Origin of the sequence: Hymenobacter tibetensis (assembly GCF_022827545.1) — a bacterium.
GTDB classification, from domain to species: Bacteria; Bacteroidota; Bacteroidia; order Cytophagales; family Hymenobacteraceae; genus Hymenobacter; species Hymenobacter tibetensis.
In genome coordinates, this window is the sequence record NZ_CP094669.1 from 4773000 (window position 1) to 4789860 (window position 16861).

Genomic DNA, 16861 nt, shown 5'->3' on the forward strand with positions numbered 1-16861 from the left:
GGGTGGGTTGGGAAAAGCAAAGGTACAGTACCCACCGAACTAAGCCGAGGTTCCTGGTTCAAGCAAGTACGCCTTTGTGAGTCAAATACCATCCTACGCAAAAGCAAATAATGTATATATTATAACTATTTCAATAATAAAATAAACCTCATATAACAGAAACAAGTCTTTAAATCGTGCTACTGCGCTGCTTGTCATACCAAAGCATTTTATTTATCATTACGCCTTGATCTACCCGCTTTGGATTATGCCGTCAACTCTCTACACTATTGCGCCCATTGTTCCTTACACCGAATACCTGAATCTTAGCTACCGTCCCGATCTGCAGTTGGTTGTGTTGCGTTGGCTGCGTGATGCCTCATTAGCGGAATTGAAAGTAGCTCATCAAGCAGCGCTTGAGTTGGCGTTGCGCCATCAGGTAACGAACTGGTTTGTTGATGTCAGACGCCGCCAGGCAGTGAACAGCAACAACACGCGTTGGGTAGCCGACGACTTTCTACCCCAAGCAGCATTGCTGTTACTCCCCCGCATACTCCGCGTAGCCTACCTGACGTCGCCTAGCCGACAACACATTATTGATACCACCCCCGAAATGTATAGTACCGTGGAGCGGGCACAAGGCACCAGCCAACCCTACCTCCTACGCTCTTTTCTGGATGAGGCGGTAGCCATGGCGTGGCTTTTCGAAGAAAACAAACGAACGGTTCCGCTTATATAGGAGGTAATCCATACCACCGATACAGCACGTGCCTAACCAGCAAAAAGGCTGTATTTCTCTCGATACCCTATTGGGTTCTGTGCTGATAGATCTTGTTGAAAAAAGGCTGCCTGATGTTTAAATGCTAGCTGACTCAATAGTATGCAACCCCAAACCCTCACCGTCGCCGACCACCTTGCCCTAACCTACCGGCCCGACTTGGAGGTGCTCATTGCCCGTTGGCGCCGGCCCGTGAGCTTATCGGAACTGCAGGCTGGCTATTATGCGCTAGCAGACGAGGCAGAGCGCTGCGGCACAGTACGCTGGCTGCTCGACACCCGAGCCTTAACAATAAGCATCGAAGCCGGCCAATGGGTGAATGATTCGTTTTTTCCAACGCTGGCAACTCGTTTCCATCAGCCCCTTCGCATGGCATACATGGTTCCACCCGACAGCCAGCGACGGCTACAGACAGATGCTGAAATGGCAAGCTTACTTTCCCGGTTTGAAAAAGCTATGTTCTCCTACTGTTTCAAACTTTTTGATCAGGAAGGCGACGCGCAGCGCTGGCTGGCTGCTCCTACTCCCCACTAGCAAGGTGGGTAGCAAACTCTTTGCTCCTACCGCAGTGCTTTGCTAATAGCCCACACTACGCTCGCGCCGTAGTGCCCCCCCTTGGAAGTTTTCTGCTTGAAAACGTTGCTGAGTTTGCAGGATACTCTTATATTACTCTATAGGATACGCTTGGCTGCTGCTCACTTACCTCAACCGTAAGGCTTTCAATTATAGTCTCTTTCCTGTTCAGCGTCGCCCTCTTATGTGTGCAGTAATGTCTTCTGTCACCTGTACCATTCAGTACCGCTCCGACTTGAATGCACTGGTCGTGCGCTGGCTTTCTGACGCGCCTTTGCTTCAGCTGCAAGCCGACTTTACCGCTGTACTAGCCGCAGCCCAGGAACACGGCGCAGCGCATTGGCTGCTCGATGTGCGCCGTCGGGAACAGATCAGCCCGGAGCTGGGTCGATGGACTACTACCGTTTTTTACCCGTTAGCAGCCAGCAGTCTAGCGCCTCAAGTGCTTCACATAAGTGTTTTATGCTCGCCTGCTCGCATGGCCGTGTACGCCTCCGACCCCGTGCAGATGCATTACCTCACGTATGGCCTCGCTCCCGAAAGACCATACTATATGCGCCTCTTCGGCGACGAAGGAGCGGCTATGGAGTGGCTTTCTTCGTAATGCGAAAAGCTTTGCGTTGCTCGCAGCACTCGCCCTTACAGTTTCCTTTACTACCAACAAAAAGCCCTCTGCTGTAGTAGCAGAGGGCTTTTTAATACTCATACTTGCTAAGCCTTATTCAGCTTGCCCAATGGGGTAGTATGCCTTGCGACCATCAGGATAGACACCCTCTACGAGGGCGCCTTCACTGTTCTTAGCTGCTTCCAGGTACTTCTGTACGTCCTGTGGCTTGGCTACTTGGTTTTTATCTATGCGGGTGATGATGAAGCCGTCAGCAATACCGGTTTCACGGAAGTTGGACTTGCCGATGCCAGTGATTTTAGCTCCGCCTTCCAAGCCCAGCTTGTTCATCTCTTGCTTGCTAACCGGGGCCAACGTAGCACCTTCGTACTTAATGGCCTTGCTTACCTCTTCACGAATGATGTCAGTGGTTCCAGTCGCATTACGCAACACCGCCGTGGTGTTCTTGGTGTCGCTGCCACGCAGGTAGGTTACTTTGATTTTGTCGCCAGGGCGGAAACGGGCTACTTGCTCTTGCAGTTGCGAAGATGTGTTCACCTTGGTACCGTTAATCTCGGTGATGATGTCGCCGGGTTTGATACCCGCTTCAGCTGCCGAGCTACCATCCGTCAGGGACTGCACGTACACACCGTTCAACGAAGAGAGCTTTTTCTCGGAAGCCAACGTGGCGTCCACCTCCTGAATGCTCACGCCCAACAGGGCCCGCTGCACCACTTTATATTTGAGCAAGTCGTCAATCACCTTGCTCACGATGGAGCTTGGCACCGCAAACGAGTAGCCTACGAAAGAGCCTGTCTGAGAAGCAATAGCGGAGTTGATACCGATCAGGTCACCATTCAGGTTTACAAGGGCACCACCCGAGTTGCCAGGGTTCACAACAGCATCCGTCTGCAAAAACGACTCGATACCCATGCCTTTCTGGTCGCGCAGGATGCTGATGTTACGGCCTTTAGCGGAAATGATACCAGCTGTTACCGTAGAGTTCAAGTTGAAGGGGTTGCCAACGGCCAGTACCCATTCGCCTACTTTCACTTGGTCAGAGTTGCCGTAACGGATAAAGGGGAGGTTATCAGCCTTCACTTTCAGCAACGCCAAGTCGGTGGTAGGGTCGGTACCTACTAGCTCGGCATCGAACTTACGCTTGTCATCCATAATGACCGTAATCTTGTCGGCCTTATCGATAACGTGGTTGTTGGTAACGATGTAGCCGTTGGCAGCAATGATAACGCCCGAGCCCGAGCCCTGCTGTACACCCTGCTGACCACGACCGTGATATTGCTCGAACTCATCGCCGAAGAACTGACGCAGGAAAGGATCCATCTGCGCTGCGTTGTTGCGGCTTGGCTTTGGAGCATACTCTGTGGTTACGTGTACTACGGCTGGCGTCACGGAAGCAGCTGCTGCCGTAAAGTTCAAACCTTCCGGCACTACGTAATTGCTGCTGCGCAGCTCACTGGTGTACCGAACGTTGGGGTCAGCAGCCACAGTTTGAGGAGCAGCAGTGCGCTCCGGCTCTAGCAGCTTGTACCCACCCACTGCCACACCACCGCCTAGAATAGCAGAGCCTAGCAGACCGAGCATCATTTGTTTTGCTTGCATGGGTAATACGAGGATAAGAAGAGAAAAAGAAGGTGACTCTAATTTACAAAATCAGCATGAAAAGCAAGTGAGAGAGCTTTCATGTTCGCTGGCAAACGAAAGATGCGTACCAGCTAGTATTGGGTTGCACGTATTGGAGATTTTCTGACTATTTCAGCCTTCCCTCACCAATCACACCCAAATCAGAAACTATACCTTATAACACATAAACGAGAAAAAAAGGCACCCACAGGATGCCTTTTTTTCTCGCTTTCAAGTTTTTAACGAACCTCAATATGATGCTTCGTTACTTTCTTGCTATCGAAAGGCAACACAACGCGCAGAATACCATCGGTAAGCTGAGCATCAATAGCGGTTACGTCTACCGTTTCGGGGAGGCGGAAACTGCGAGTGAAGCTACCGTAGCCAGTTTCGACCCGACGGAATTTGGGAGCATTCTCCTCCGCTACCGGAGCCTTGCGCTCCCCGCTAATAACTAAATGGCCTTCTTGAAAATCAATTTTAACGTCTTCTTTTACAACGCCAGGCACCGCTAAGTGCAGTTCAAAACCGTTCTCCGACTCTAAAATGTCGGCGGCAGGAACGAAAGATTTAACGGGTTCCGTCACAGTGGGTAGAGTGTCGCGCAGCATTTCGTTTAGAAGCGAATTGAAAGCACGGGCAGGACGGAGAGCAGGACGATTGTTATACAGCAAAGTTGCCATGATGATATAGAGTTGAAGTCTGAGTTAATGTTTTCCCTTGCGGGTACATCCTCTTTCTATAAAATCTATACCAGATCAAAAAGAGCACAAACAAGAAGACAAAATGTCATTTCTGTCTATACCGCTGCATGTGTCTCCTCAACAATTTTGCAGATAAACGTCGAAACAAATCATCTGACTGATGAAATGGCTTAATTGAAGCCAAGCCATTTTGTCATTCTGATTTCTTAATGCTGCGTGGGAAGCTGGTACCGCTCAGTAGTTGAACTACCACTGAATAATGTCAGGCGCAGGTCTATCCCGAGGGTGGGCGTGACCAAGTTAGTGCGGCCACCGCCCGTTTGCTGGCCCAAGGCATCATACTGTGGCAACGAGTTAATGTAATAGGTTTGCGAGGCCACCCAGGGCGTGAAATCAACATGCGGCGATAGTCGGACTCCTACTTCTGCTCGTAGGTTACCGAAATCAATTACTCGCTCTTTGATATCGTTTTCGTCGCGCTGCAACCGCAGATACGTTACCGGTTCGTAAGCCAGCCGGGGCCGCACGGCAAGCTTCCCCCCCAATGGAAACACCCGATCCACATCGAGCCGCAGGCGAGTTAGAGCCCGGTTTTCGTTGTCGCTGCCGAGCACGTCGAACGTGGTAGCGTACTCTACGCCCAGCCGTTGCCCGAAGTTGAAAGCGCCTATTTTACCGCTATGCCGCACCAAGACTCCAGGCGTTATATTTCCATCCAGCCCTAGAAAGTCGCCGTAACTGTAGTTGTCGCCGCCAAGCACCCGCAACGTAGCGCCAATGCTCCATTGCTGATTTAAAAAGTGCTCGTAGCCTAAGCGCAACTGACCGGCCGCAAACGTACTACCCCCATCGGGTGAGGTTACTAAGTTGAAGCCAATCAACACGTAATCGGACCCTGAGAGAGCCAATTCCACCTGCGCTTCCGGCACCACCACCACGTCGCGCACGTGGCGGCGCTGGGCCATGGTGGCGGTAGTTACCAGCAGTACGCTGCCAGCAACTAATAAGTACCTAAGGTAGCAGCGCATCAAAAACGATAGTTACAAGTATGACAAGAGCCCAACGGCTTATAAGCAAGCCAACTCCTGCAAGGTCAACCAAGCCATTAAGCCTGGTCCCGTTTCCAGGGCTTTGGGTTCGATATCGAAGGTAGGTGTATGCACAGACGACGCAAACCGGCCATCGGTAGCACGCGTACCCAGGCGGTAGAAGCAGGCATCGGCAGCTTGGGAAAAATAGGCGAAGTCTTCCGCCGCCAGCCACTGGTCTAGCTCGATTACGTTTTCAGGGCCGAGGTACTGTTCGGCAGCAGCCCGAATGCGGGCGGTTAGTTGGGGCTCGTTTTCTAGGTACGGGTAACCCCGCCGAATCTCCAGTTCGCAGGTGGCTCCCATCGAATCGGCTAGTCCTTCGCACAAGCGGCGTAGGTGGCCGTGGGCCTCGTTGCGCCACTCCTCATTTAGCGTCCGGAAGGTGCCTTCGATGTAGACTTCGTTGGGGATGACGTTAGTAGCGCCGTTGGCAATAACCTTCCCGAACGAGAGCACCGAGGGCATTTTGGGGCTGGCCCGGCGACTCACAATTTGCTGCGCCGCCACAATGATATGGGCCGCTACCAACACTGGGTCGAGGTTCATTTCGGGCATGGCGCCGTGGCCGCCTTTACCGCGGACGGTCAGATACAGCTCGTCGGTGGAGGCCATGTAGCGTCCCGGACGGATGCCGATTTGCCCGGCTGGTAGCATTGGAAATACATGCTGCCCTAATACGCTGGCTGGCTTCGGGTTTTCTAGTACGCCTTCCTTGATCATCAGCGACGCGCCACCTGGCAACAGCTCTTCTCCCGGCTGAAACATCAACTTCACCGTGCCCTCGAACTCGTCGCGCAGTTGCGTCAGAATGCGAGCGGTGCCAAGCAACGACGAGGTGTGCACATCGTGGCCACAGGCGTGCATCACGCCGGGGTTTGTCGATTTGTACGGCACCTCGTTCTGTTCTGTGATGGGCAGCGCATCCATATCGGCGCGCAAGGCTACGGTGCGGGTGCTGGGGTTACGGCCTTCAATGAGAGCCACAACGCCCGTATTGGCAATCGGGTGCGGCGTGAGCCCCATTTTGGTTAGCTCTGCCGTAACGAAGGCCATGGTGTTGAACTCCTGAAATGACAGCTCGGGGTTCGCGTGCAAATGCTGGCGGAGCGCTACAGTATCGGCCGCAGTTTCGGTTGCCAGGGCTTTGATGCGGGGAAGCAGGTGTTTCATAGAAAGGTACACCAACTTGCAGTTGGTGGCTAGTGGAATGATGCCGCAAGATAAGCTAACGCGGTGGGCAGCAGCTACCCTCGCACCTCCATCTTCACCCAAAAAGCAGTGGTAGGCTAATACCCCGACTTATTTAAGAGCACTTGCGCTGATTCCAGTTCGGCTTTGGGCGCCAGCGGGCGGATGCGTAGCATCGCCTGTTCTGCCTCTAAACGGGTGAGGTAGTCACCCACGTACAACCGAAACACCGGCTGCTTGAACGTGAGGTAATCGGTTTCGTCGGGGTAGCGGCCGATAACGGCGCGGCGAATGGCCATAGCTTTGTCGCGTTCCAGGCCCACATAAGCCAGAATCCGGTAGCCTTGCGCGTACTTCACGTTCTGGTTGGTGTAGGCCTGGTCACGCAGGCGCTGCTCTATTTGCGCGTTTACGTGGTTGGTGGGCGTCACCGCCGACTTGGGAGCAGGCGTGACAGGATCTTTGGAAATGGAAAACTTGGGCCGGTAGCTGCTCAGGTCTTCAACAGAACCTGCCTGGGTAGCTTGGCTAGGGCGCGACTTGGTGGTATCAGCGGGAGTGGTAGCAGCGCTTGTAGTTGGTGCCGTAGTGGCGCAAGCTCCCAGCGCAAATAAAGTGGAAAGCAGCAGCACGTTACGCAGTAATGGTAGTATCATCTTCGTGAAGCAAAACAAGGCTGTTGGACGACCCTATTCGGTCGGCGCCAGCGGCCAACAGGGCCAGCGCGGCAGTCCGGGTGCGAATACCGCCAGCAGCTTTAATACGAATGTTAGCCGGCAAGGACTGGCGCATTAGCATAACATCATCCACGGATGCTCCCCGGCTGGCAAAGCCGGTAGACGTTTTCACGAAGTCGGCACCGGCCTCCTCACATAGCTCGCAGGCCAGCACAATTTCGTCTTCACTGAGCAGGGCCGTTTCGATAATCACTTTCAGCAGGGCACCGCGCAAATGGCACAGTTCGGCCAGTTGCCCTATTTCCTCTTCCACTTCCTCTAAATGCCCGTCTTTCAATGCCCCGATGTTGATAACCATATCCAGCTCGGTGGCTCCTTCCGTCAGGGCTTGGTGCGCCTCGAAAAACTTCACCTTCGCTAGCTGATAGCCTAGCGGAAAACCAACCACGGTGCAAACGGCAACCCCGGATCCTTGCAGTTTTTCAACGGCGAGCCGTACATAGCAGGGCGGCACGCAGACCGTTGCAAAATGATGTTCTGCGGCCTCGGCACACAGTTGCTCGATTTGCCCGGGGGTAGCATCGGGCCGGAGCAGTGTATGGTCGATGTGAGAAGCGAGGTTCATGGCATTAAAGGTAATGTCAACAAAGGAAAAGGTGTGCGTTTGTACGGCGGGCGGTTCTATAATGTACGAACTGAAACAGGGTCTTAGACTGCCTAATACAAAAGCGGGGACCGGCGAATGTCGCCGGCCCCCGCTTAAAGCAATTACTTGGCCGAAATTGTTATGCTATATCAACAACCACGCACCGGTTGTTGAGCACATCGTCTTCCACTGTCTTGTATTTCACATCGCGTAGGATGCGGCCGTCCATGTATTGCACGCTCACTTTCTCGTTGCGGTTGGCAACCTTTTGAGCGCGGGCAGGCTGCTGTTTTTCCAACGGCTCGTTCGGGTCCAAATCTTCTGGACCAGCTCCCAACGACACCGACGACACCTCTTTCTCGGCCTTTAGCTTAGGCATCGGGGCCGGAGTGGGCAATTCGTCTTCGATGTAGAACTCGGGGTCGTTGGTGCCTTCGGCGCCGGCTTGCATCGGCACATCAGCGCGGAACAGGAAGGCCAGCGTCTCCTCGTTTACTTTGCCGATCATGCCTTTGAACAGCTCGAAGCTCTCGAACTTGTACACCAACAATGGGTCTTTCTGCTCATACACGGCGTTCTGTACTACCTGCTTGAGGTCGTCCATCTGGCGCAAGTGCTGGGTCCAGGCGGTGTCGATGGTTGAAAGCACCACGGCCTTCTCCATGCTCCGGATGATTTCGTGGCCTTGCGTGGCTTGCGCCCGGCGCAGGCTGGCTACGGCTGATACTTGCTTGCGACCATCCGTGAACGGCACCGCTACGTTCTCGAACGGAGCGTTTTGCGCCAGCAGGTCATTGACCAGCGGCATAGCGTTAGTGGCAATGTGGTCGTTCTTACTGTGGTAGTAGCCGAGCGCCTCGTCGTAGAGCTTCTGCGTGAGCGGACCGGCGGCCAACCCTTTCATCTCCTGCTCGGTGATGTAGGTGTCATAGCCGTAGATGCGCAGGATAGCCAGCTTGAAGTCCTCGAAGTCGCCAGAAATCTTGTGGCTGATTACTACGTCTTCGGCCACGTCGTAGATCATGTTCCAGATGTCCAGCTCCAGACGCTCCCCAAATAGGGCGTTGCGGCGGCGCTTGTACACCACTTCGCGCTGGGCGTTCATCACGTCGTCGTACTCCAACAGGCGCTTGCGCTGGCCGAAGTTGTTTTCCTCGACTTTCTTTTGCGCCCGCTCAATGCTGGACGTAATCATGGAGTGCTGAATCACCTCGCCTTCCTCTAGGCCCATACGGTCCATGAGCTTGGCAATCCGGTCGGAGCCGAACAGGCGCATCAAGTTATCTTCCAAGCTCACGAAGAACTGCGAAGAACCTGGGTCGCCCTGGCGACCAGCCCGACCACGCAACTGCCGGTCGACGCGGCGAGACTCGTGGCGCTCCGTACCAATGATGGCGAGTCCGCCCGATTCTTTAGCAATGCCTTTCAGCTTGATGTCGGTACCACGGCCAGCCATGTTGGTGGCAATGGTTACAGTGCCCGGATGGCCGGCACCGGCTACAATCTCGGCTTCGCGTTGGTTTTGCTTGGCGTTCAGCACTTGGTGAGGAATACCCCGTAGCTTCAGCATGCGGCTTACCAGCTCGGAAATTTCCACCGACGTAGTACCTACCAGTACAGGGCGGTTGGCTTTCACCAACTCCTGGATTTCCTCGGCTACGGCATTGTACTTCTCACGCACGGTCTTGTACACCTTGTCGTGCTCGTCGTGGCGGGCAATACCGCGGTTGGTGGGTATCACTACCACGTCCAGCTTGTAGATGCTCCAGAACTCGCCGGCTTCGGTTTCAGCCGTACCCGTCATGCCGCCCAGCTTGTGGTACATGCGGAAGTAGTTCTGCAAGGTCACGGTGGCGTAGGTCTGCGTAGCGTCTTCTACGCGCACGTTTTCCTTGGCCTCAATAGCTTGGTGCAACCCGTCGGAGTAGCGGCGGCCTTCCATAACGCGGCCGGTCTGCTCGTCCACAATCTTCACCTTGCCGTCGTCGGTCAGGATATATTGGTCGTCTTTCTCGAACAGGGTGTAGGCTTTCAGCAGCTGGTTTACGGTGTGTACCCGCTCGCTCTTTTCCTGATAGTCCTGCATGAGCTGCTCTTTCTGGTGCAGCTTGTCTTCGTTGGTCAGCGTTTTGCTGTTTTCCAGCGCCGCAATTTCCGACCCGATATCGGGCATGATGAACAGGTGCGGATCTTCGCCTTGGGCCGTAATCAGGTCGATGCCTTTTTCGGTTAACTCGATTTGGTTGTTTTTCTCGTCGATGGTGAAGTACAACGGCGCATCGGCCGTTGGCATCTGGCGCGAGTTGTCTTGCAGGTAGAAGTTCTCCACCTTTTGCAGCACGGCCCGCACACCGGTTTCCGACAAGAACTTGATGAGCGGCTTGCTCTTGGGCAGGCCGCGGTAAGCACGGAACAACGCCAAGCCAGGCTCCCCTTCTTTGGTGCCTTCTTTACCTTCCTTGAGGCCTTTGCGGGCTTCCACCAAATACTGCTGCACCAGTTTCTTCTGGGCATCTACCAGCATCTGAATGCGCGGCTTCAGCTGATAGAACTCGTGCACATCGCCACGCGGCACGGGGCCGGAAATGATGAGCGGCGTCCGGGCATCATCAATCAGTACGGAGTCCACCTCATCGACCATAGCGAAGTGGTGCTTGCGCTGCACCAGCTCCTGCGGGTCGCGCGCCATGTTGTCGCGCAGGTAGTCGAAGCCAAATTCGTTGTTGGTGCCGTAGGTGATGTCGGAGGCGTAGGCCTTGCGGCGGGCATCCGTGTTGGGCTGGTGCTTGTCGATGCAGTCTACGGTGATGCCGTGGAACTCGAACAACGGAGCATTCCACTCCGAGTCACGCTTGGCGAGGTAATCGTTGACGGTTACTAGGTGCACCCCACGCTTGGACAAGGCATTCAAGAAAGCGGGCAACGTTGAAACTAGCGTTTTACCTTCACCCGTCGCCATTTCGGCAATCTTACCCTGGTGCAGAACCACGCCGCCAATCAGCTGCACGTCGTAATGCACCATGTCCCAGGTGATTTCGGCACCGCCGGCAATCCACTTATTCGACCACGTAGCTTGGTCGCCCTGAATGACGACGTTCTTTTTGCGCGACGCGTACTCCCGGTCGTAGTCGGTGGCGGTTACCACCAGCTGACCGTTTTCCTTGTAGCGGCGCGCAGTTTCTTTTACAATAGCAAAAGCATCCGGCAGCACTTGCATCAGCACCACTTCAAGCTCTTTGTTGCGCTGCTTTTCCAGCTCATCAATTTGATCGAAGAGTTGCTCTTTCTGCCCAATATCAAGCGTAGTATCCTCGTTGACGCGGGCGTGCAGCCCAGACAGCTGATCGTCAATGGGCTTTAGGTGCGCATCGATGCGAGCACGCACCTCGTTGGTGCGTTCCCGCAGTTGATCGTCGGATAGTTGTGCCAGTTTGGCATATTCGGCATTGATAAGCGCCACGTAGGGGATAATCTCCTTTAAATCTCGGTCCGATTTGGTACCGAAAATTTTGGCGACGGTTTTCCCTAAAAAATCAAACATGCTAGTTTATTTAAGCTGAAACGCAAGGGCGTACCTCAAATTTACGGCGTTTTTCGGGAAACTCCCGGGACAATACCGCTTATGCGTCGTCCGCACCCCTGAAACGACAAAACCCCGCCACCTCAAAAAGGGTGCGGGGTTTCCATAAAAGAAATGTTGTCAGGTTATTTTGCTTGCTGATTGTTGGTTGTTGCTTGTCGAGCAGGGCGTCCTGCTGACCGTACTATCAACCTACGAAGCCAGCGCAATGCGTTCTTCTGGTTCTTCCCGCAGTTTGTGCATCATTTCCCCAACGCACTGGTGCAGCCGGTCCTCGACTGATGGCAGCAAAGTACCTTGTTTGCTGCCCAGCACGCTGTAAGACGGCCGAGCTGCGGGCAAACCAAAAGCGCGCATCGAGCAGGGCAAAACAAACGACTGATCCATCCCAGCCATATCAGCGGCCACGCGGGCCAAGTCGGCCCAGGTGTAGGCGCCTTGGTTGGCGAGGTGCCACACCCCTTTCTCTTCGTCAATTAGCAGGTTAAGCGATACATTGACAAGGTCGGGGACGTAGGTGGGCGAAATGAGCACGTCGTCGGCAGCTTGGAAAGCTTGCTTTTGCTGGCCGGCCCGCAACGCCGCGTATACGAAGTTATGCTCGTCCCAGGGGCTGAAGAAAGCACTGGTCCGGACTACTAAGGCGCTAGGCTGCTGGATCAGCACGTCGCGCTCTGCGAGGCGCTTGCTGTTGCCGTACACGTTCAGCGGCCGGGGCTGGTCGCTTTCCACGTACGCCGACGACTTGTTGCCATCAAACACGAGGTCGGAGGAGAAGGTGAGTAGCTGAATGCCGCGGGCAGCGCAGGCAGTAGCCAGGATAGTTGGGCCCATGGCATTCTCGCGGTAGCACCGCTCGAAATCATTCTCGGCCTCATCCACCCGTACGTACCCGGCGGTATTTACTACCGCCCAGGGGTTATGTTTGGTAAGGGCTTTCTCAACGGATTGCACATCCGTAATATCCATTTCGGAACGGTTCAGAATCACCGTTTCAATGCCCCGGGTATGGCAAATACGCTGGAAAGCGCGACCAAGTGTACCGGTGGCTCCCGTAATTAATAAGGGTTGAATAACTGGCTGCGAAAGATTGGCCAGCGCTTCATTGGAGGGTAGTATTTGCATCGTATTTAGGAGGTCTGGTGGGTAGGACAGTGGTGGTGGTAGTGGAAACGTTCTTCTCTTTCCCACCACCCCTTAGACAGTAACAGCGGGTGCTCGTAGTGCCCGTCATGCGCCAAGCTCCGTATCATCTTAAACAATGCCGTGGGTCGTGGAGTACCACCTGACATATCGAAAACGCCGCTTTCATAGAAAGTCCCTGGCCGCGTGAGCAAGGAATTCCAATCGTAAGCGCCGAGCAACGACCAGATAGTAATGGCCCGCATATCTACGCCGTCTTCCTTGAGTTGATTGGCCGCGTTCCACGTCTGCTGTACCCACCGCATCTGTTCTTCGCGGGTGCAATCGATGTGTACTTCGGTTATGGCTAGAGGGAGCTTGTACCGCTCCCAGGCTTCCATCAGCAACTGGTATTGGCCCGTAAGCTCTACCAACCGCACCCGCACAGCTTCCACATCAACATAATCGGGCCGCTCGTGGCCGGAAACGCGGTGGTGGCCGAAGTAGGCCTCGTGGTTTTCGTCGAGAAACCGCTCGGACGTGATGTAGTAATTGATGCCCAGCACGTCCGGCGGACATGGGTCATTTACCAGTTCCATCAGTTCCTCTGTAGTGGCTCCATGGGTGCACAAGTAGTCCCACATGGGGTGGCCTTCGTCGATACGACCGCAAAGCAGGTCGAAGGTCAGCCAGCGCCGGTTGTTTTCGTAGTCGGCTTGGTATTGCAGGCCAGGTGTGCACTGGGTTTTGCCGAGGTCTTCGGTTTGTATCAGCTGCGCTTCCGGATTGGTTTTCCGTATCGCCCGCATGGCTGCTTTCGTCCCCTTGATGTGGTTGAGCTGAATCCGGACAAACGTGTGGTCATCGAGGCCGTGCGGATACCAGATGCCGTAGAGGCCGCTGAAGCGGGCCGTAGTCAGGGGCTCGTTAACGGGGGTGTAATTGTTGATCCAAGGGTAGCGCTCGGCTACCATTTCGGCGAAGCGCGCCAAACCCGGCACAAAGTTCTTGCGATGCAGTGCCGTGTAGCGCGGGCCGCTACCGTGGTGGAGCAGCGTCACGATGGGGTCAATGCCTAGTTCACGGAGGCGGTTCATCCGCTCATCGGTCCAGGTCCAATCGGGCTCGTCGAGGCTATTGGGGGCTACCTGTTCCCACAGGATAGGGTAACGCAGCTTCTTGATACCTAGCTCGGCAAACAAGTCGAGGTCTTCGAGGCGGTAGCGGTGGCCGCTGCTTTCCAACTGATCGGTGTAGTCATTGCCAACACGACGGATGGTACATTCTACGCCGCCCCACATTTCAACATTCTTGTCAGGCATAGTTTCGGTCGTTGAGAAGGAAGGCAACTAGTCAACTTACAATCAACTTTATTTAACCATAAAGTGACGAGGTTGCCGGGTCCTAAAACAAGCCTGTCACCTGATTTCCAATTCAGGCTTTGTATGGCCTTTGTCGGAAACCAGATGACAGTTCACTGAACGACGAAAATCGTCAGCTTCATAATGTGTTTGTTACGTGGCCGGATGGTCCTGAGGGCGGTTAAAAATCTCTCGCAGGACTTCTGGTGAGGTAGCTGAAGCGCGTAGCTGGGAGCAGATAACTCCTTACTACTACGGTAACAGCCAGGGGCGCTTACGGCTTTCCTTTGGCCGGGTCGCGGGGTACGAGCTTATCAATGATGGAAGCAGAACCCGTGATGGCAGGCTTGGCAGCAGCTTTCACGGCTTCCTCGCTCTTCTCAGTCAGTTTCTTGTACAGCGTCAGGGCCTGAGCTACTACCTGGTCCATGTTGTAGTAGCGGTAGGTGGCTAAGCGGCCCACGAAATGTACGTTCGGCGTGTTGTCAGCCAGCTTCTTGTACTGGTTGTACAACTCGGCGTTTTCGGGCTGTGGCACGGGGTAGTATGGGTCGCCCTCGGCTTTCGGATACTCGTACACGATGGCCGTTTTGGGGTGCTTCTGGCCGGTAAGGGCCTTGAACTCCGTGATACGGGTGTACAAGTTGTCGTTGGGGTAGTTCACTACGGGAGCCTCCAGGTAGTTCTCCTGGTTGAGGGTCTCGTGCTTGAACTCCAACGAACGGTATGGCAGCTTGCCGTATTTGAAGTCGAAATACTCGTCTACCGGACCCGTAAAAATCATTTCCTTGAACGGAATGAAGTCGATGATGTCGTGGTAGTCGGTGTTGAGCATCACCTTGATGTTCGGGTGATCCAGCATCTTCTCGAACATGCGGGTGTAGCCGTGTAGCGGCATGGCCTGGTACGTATCCGTGAAGTAGCGGCTGTCGCGGTTGGTGCGGGTAGGCACACGCGAGGTCACCGACTTGTCGAGCTCCGAAGGATCGAGGCCCCACTGCTTGCGGGTGTAGTTGCGGAAGAATTTCTCGTACAGCTCGCGGCCTACTTTGCTTACTACTACGTCTTCCGACGTTTTAATAACGGGAATTTCCTCGGCCAACGACTCTAGGAACTGCTCTACTTCGAAGCTGTTGAGCGAGAGACCGTAGAGCTTGTTGATGGTGTCAAGGTTGATGGGCATCGGTACCAGTTGGCCGTCAACGGAAGCCAATACGCGGTGCTCATAGGGGCGCCAATCGGTGAAGTTGGAGAGGTACTCGAATACGTCTTTCGAGTTGGTGTGGAAAATGTGCGGTCCGTATTTGTGGACTAGGATGCCTTCCTCGTTGTAATGGTCGTAGGCATTGCCGGCAATGTGGCTGCGCTTGTCTACGATGAGGACTTTCTTATTCGAACGGGTAGCTAGGCGCTCAGCCAGCACGCTGCCAGCAAAGCCGGCCCCTACTATCAGATAATCGAACATAAGCTAAGAGTGTTTTGGAAGGATTAGGGAGAATGGATGGATGTTCAGGAAGCGGAAATCAATGACGCATCGGCGGTTTCGGAGGCTTGGCCAGCGGTCTTGGCTTGGAGGCGGTCCAGCATAAGGTCCCGCATTTGCTGCCAAGTCAAGTCCCACGAGATAGTGGCTAAGTATTCATCGGTGCGCCGGCGCCAATCGGTGTCCTGCGTTTGAACAAGCGCTTTGTCAATGGCCCGCCCGAAATCGTCGGCATTGGCGGCAATCTGTACGAGGTCTAGTTCCCCGTACGGCCGCACCACGTCGCGGATGGGCGTGCTGACTACCGGACGGCCAGCGGCCAAGTATTCCGGTGTCTTGGTGGGCGAAATGAACTTCGTGCTTTCATTGTCGGCAAACAGCAAGGTGGCAACGTCCCATCCTTGCAGGTAAGAAGGCAGTTCTAGGTAGTCCTTGCCACCTAAATAGTGAATGTTCTGCTGGCGGGGCAACTGGTCGTCGCTGATCTTCACGACGGGCCCGATGATGACAAACTGCCATTCAGGGTGGTTGGTGGCCAGCTGGCGTAGCAACTCGATGTCGAGCCGTTCGTCTACCACACCAAAGAACCCAATGCGCGGATGCGCAATACCAGCCTGGTCGGCGGGGTCGGCCATAGGCTGGCGTGCCTGACCGAAGTGGTCCTTGTCGATGCTGCTTGGGAAGGGATACGCATCGGGGTGTTGCAACTTCTTGGATTCATACAGCGTGTAACCGCCTGTGAATACCAATTCTGCTTTCTTGAAAAGCTCTTGCTCCCGCTCACGCAGCCCAGCTGGCGCAAATTTGAAGCTGGCCAATTCATCCATGCAGTCATAGATGGTAAGAACCGGGCGGAAGTCACGTGACTTATTAAGCGCCATCGGCGTGTAGTACCAGAAGATATACTGTTTGAAGTTTTCCTTCTCGAAGTACTCTGCCAACAACTTGGCTTGGGCGGCATCAGAGTCCTGCCACGTTAAGCCGAAGGGCAAATGGGCAACAACTACTTTCACGCCGTTTTGGCGCTCTTTGATTTCAAGATGCGGTTCTACTTGGTCGGGATGAATAAAAGGGTCTTCTACATACAGCACCCGGCCATGTTGCGCGAACCGCGACAACAAGTGCTGTGGGCGCTGCCACACAAAATCCCAATGTAAATGAGCGAAGCAGACCAAATCAGGAAACGATTCGGACGAGGTTGAGCGAGCGGGTATGGTTGAATCAGAGGCAGAGGAGTTCACCTGCGCTGGATCATTCAGCGACATAGAGTAGCAGTAAGTAAGGAAAGTAGTGTTACACCAGCGGGCCTACGAAGCAGCCTAGATAGTCACCAGCCGTTGGTATTAGATTATACGCTAGTCCTTGATAAAAGGATACACTGCTTTAGCGAGAATTGGTGTAGCTGATAAGTTCAACTCCTAAACCGCTTATACC

14 protein-coding genes are annotated in these 16861 nt (G+C 54.3%); 3 read left to right on the forward strand and 11 right to left on the reverse strand.

Features of this window, described 5'->3' with window-relative positions; genetic code table 11:
- The first annotated feature begins 247 nt into the window (after nucleotides 1-247).
- The 3 genes from MTX78_RS19135 to MTX78_RS19145 all read left to right on the forward strand — a co-directional run bounded on the left by MTX78_RS19135 (nucleotide 248) and on the right by MTX78_RS19145 (nucleotide 1934).
- Nucleotides 248-718, forward strand: coding sequence for a hypothetical protein (locus MTX78_RS19135; protein WP_243797505.1), 471 nt, complete (start codon nucleotides 248-250; stop codon nucleotides 716-718).
- Nucleotides 719-859: 141 nt separating this feature from the next.
- Entirely contained in the window at nucleotides 860-1291 is a 432-nt protein-coding gene (locus tag MTX78_RS19140) for a hypothetical protein (protein ID WP_243797507.1), read from the forward strand.
- Between the two features lie 235 nt (nucleotides 1292-1526).
- Nucleotides 1527-1934 carry a hypothetical protein gene (locus MTX78_RS19145; protein ID WP_243797508.1) on the forward strand — a complete coding sequence of 136 codons (408 nt, stop codon included), beginning with the start codon at nucleotides 1527-1529 and terminating at the stop codon, nucleotides 1932-1934.
- A 114-nt stretch (nucleotides 1935-2048) separates the two neighbouring features.
- Here MTX78_RS19145 and MTX78_RS19150 read toward each other — a convergent pair whose 3' ends face one another.
- From MTX78_RS19150 to MTX78_RS19200, 11 genes are all read right to left on the reverse strand, one after another.
- Entirely contained in the window at nucleotides 2049-3554 is a 1506-nt protein-coding gene (locus MTX78_RS19150; protein ID WP_243797510.1) for a Do family serine endopeptidase, read from the reverse strand.
- 260 nt (nucleotides 3555-3814) lie between these two features.
- Nucleotides 3815-4258, reverse strand: coding sequence for an Hsp20/alpha crystallin family protein (locus MTX78_RS19155; protein ID WP_243797511.1), 444 nt, complete (start codon nucleotides 4256-4258; stop codon nucleotides 3815-3817).
- 227 nt (nucleotides 4259-4485) lie between these two features.
- Nucleotides 4486-5307, reverse strand: a complete 822-nt coding sequence (locus MTX78_RS19160) for a hypothetical protein (RefSeq protein WP_243797512.1) — start codon at nucleotides 5305-5307, stop codon at nucleotides 4486-4488.
- A 39-nt stretch (nucleotides 5308-5346) separates the two neighbouring features.
- Nucleotides 5347-6540, reverse strand: a complete 1194-nt coding sequence (locus tag MTX78_RS19165) for a M20 metallopeptidase family protein (protein WP_243797514.1) — start codon at nucleotides 6538-6540, stop codon at nucleotides 5347-5349.
- Between the two features lie 116 nt (nucleotides 6541-6656).
- Nucleotides 6657-7214: a sporulation protein gene (locus tag MTX78_RS19170; protein WP_243797516.1), complete on the reverse strand. Its 558-nt coding sequence runs from the start codon at nucleotides 7212-7214 to the stop codon at nucleotides 6657-6659.
- A complete protein-coding gene (gene deoC / locus MTX78_RS19175) occupies nucleotides 7192-7860 on the reverse strand; it encodes a deoxyribose-phosphate aldolase (protein ID WP_243797517.1) in 669 nt (222 codons plus the stop codon). The genes MTX78_RS19170 and deoC overlap by 23 nt, the downstream gene beginning before the upstream one ends.
- 160 nt (nucleotides 7861-8020) lie before the next feature.
- Nucleotides 8021-11422 carry a preprotein translocase subunit SecA gene (secA, locus tag MTX78_RS19180; RefSeq protein ID WP_243797519.1) on the reverse strand — a complete coding sequence of 1134 codons (3402 nt, stop codon included), beginning with the start codon at nucleotides 11420-11422 and terminating at the stop codon, nucleotides 8021-8023.
- A gap of 231 nt (nucleotides 11423-11653) precedes the next feature.
- Nucleotides 11654-12586, reverse strand: coding sequence for an SDR family oxidoreductase (locus MTX78_RS19185; RefSeq protein ID WP_243797520.1), 933 nt, complete (start codon nucleotides 12584-12586; stop codon nucleotides 11654-11656).
- Nucleotides 12587-12591: 5 nt separating this feature from the next.
- Nucleotides 12592-13905: a family 1 glycosylhydrolase gene (locus MTX78_RS19190; protein ID WP_243797522.1), complete on the reverse strand. Its 1314-nt coding sequence runs from the start codon at nucleotides 13903-13905 to the stop codon at nucleotides 12592-12594.
- A 313-nt stretch (nucleotides 13906-14218) separates the two neighbouring features.
- A complete protein-coding gene (glf, locus tag MTX78_RS19195; protein ID WP_243797523.1) occupies nucleotides 14219-15409 on the reverse strand; it encodes a UDP-galactopyranose mutase in 1191 nt (396 codons plus the stop codon).
- Between the two features lie 44 nt (nucleotides 15410-15453).
- Nucleotides 15454-16692: a glycosyltransferase family 1 protein gene (locus MTX78_RS19200; RefSeq protein WP_243797525.1), complete on the reverse strand. Its 1239-nt coding sequence runs from the start codon at nucleotides 16690-16692 to the stop codon at nucleotides 15454-15456.
- Nucleotides 16693-16861: the final 169 nt, after the last annotated feature.

Coding starts and splice junctions, on each gene's coding strand:
- deoC (WP_243797517.1), bottom strand. CDS start 7,860: ATGAACCTCGCTTCTCACATCGACCATACACTGCTCCGGCCCGATGCT.
- MTX78_RS19165 (WP_243797514.1), bottom strand. CDS start 6,540: ATGAAACACCTGCTTCCCCGCATCAAAGCCCTGGCAACCGAAACTGCG.
- secA (WP_243797519.1), bottom strand. CDS start 11,422: ATGTTTGATTTTTTAGGGAAAACCGTCGCCAAAATTTTCGGTACCAAA.
- MTX78_RS19135 (WP_243797505.1), top strand. CDS start 248: ATGCCGTCAACTCTCTACACTATTGCGCCCATTGTTCCTTACACCGAA.
- MTX78_RS19190 (WP_243797522.1), bottom strand. CDS start 13,905: ATGCCTGACAAGAATGTTGAAATGTGGGGCGGCGTAGAATGTACCATC.
- glf (WP_243797523.1), bottom strand. CDS start 15,409: ATGTTCGATTATCTGATAGTAGGGGCCGGCTTTGCTGGCAGCGTGCTG.
- MTX78_RS19155 (WP_243797511.1), bottom strand. CDS start 4,258: ATGGCAACTTTGCTGTATAACAATCGTCCTGCTCTCCGTCCTGCCCGT.
- MTX78_RS19140 (WP_243797507.1), top strand. CDS start 860: ATGCAACCCCAAACCCTCACCGTCGCCGACCACCTTGCCCTAACCTAC.
- MTX78_RS19170 (WP_243797516.1), bottom strand. CDS start 7,214: ATGATACTACCATTACTGCGTAACGTGCTGCTGCTTTCCACTTTATTT.
- MTX78_RS19200 (WP_243797525.1), bottom strand. CDS start 16,692: ATGTCGCTGAATGATCCAGCGCAGGTGAACTCCTCTGCCTCTGATTCA.
- MTX78_RS19160 (WP_243797512.1), bottom strand. CDS start 5,307: ATGCGCTGCTACCTTAGGTACTTATTAGTTGCTGGCAGCGTACTGCTG.
- MTX78_RS19145 (WP_243797508.1), top strand. CDS start 1,527: ATGTCTTCTGTCACCTGTACCATTCAGTACCGCTCCGACTTGAATGCA.
- MTX78_RS19150 (WP_243797510.1), bottom strand. CDS start 3,554: ATGCAAGCAAAACAAATGATGCTCGGTCTGCTAGGCTCTGCTATTCTA.
- MTX78_RS19185 (WP_243797520.1), bottom strand. CDS start 12,586: ATGCAAATACTACCCTCCAATGAAGCGCTGGCCAATCTTTCGCAGCCA.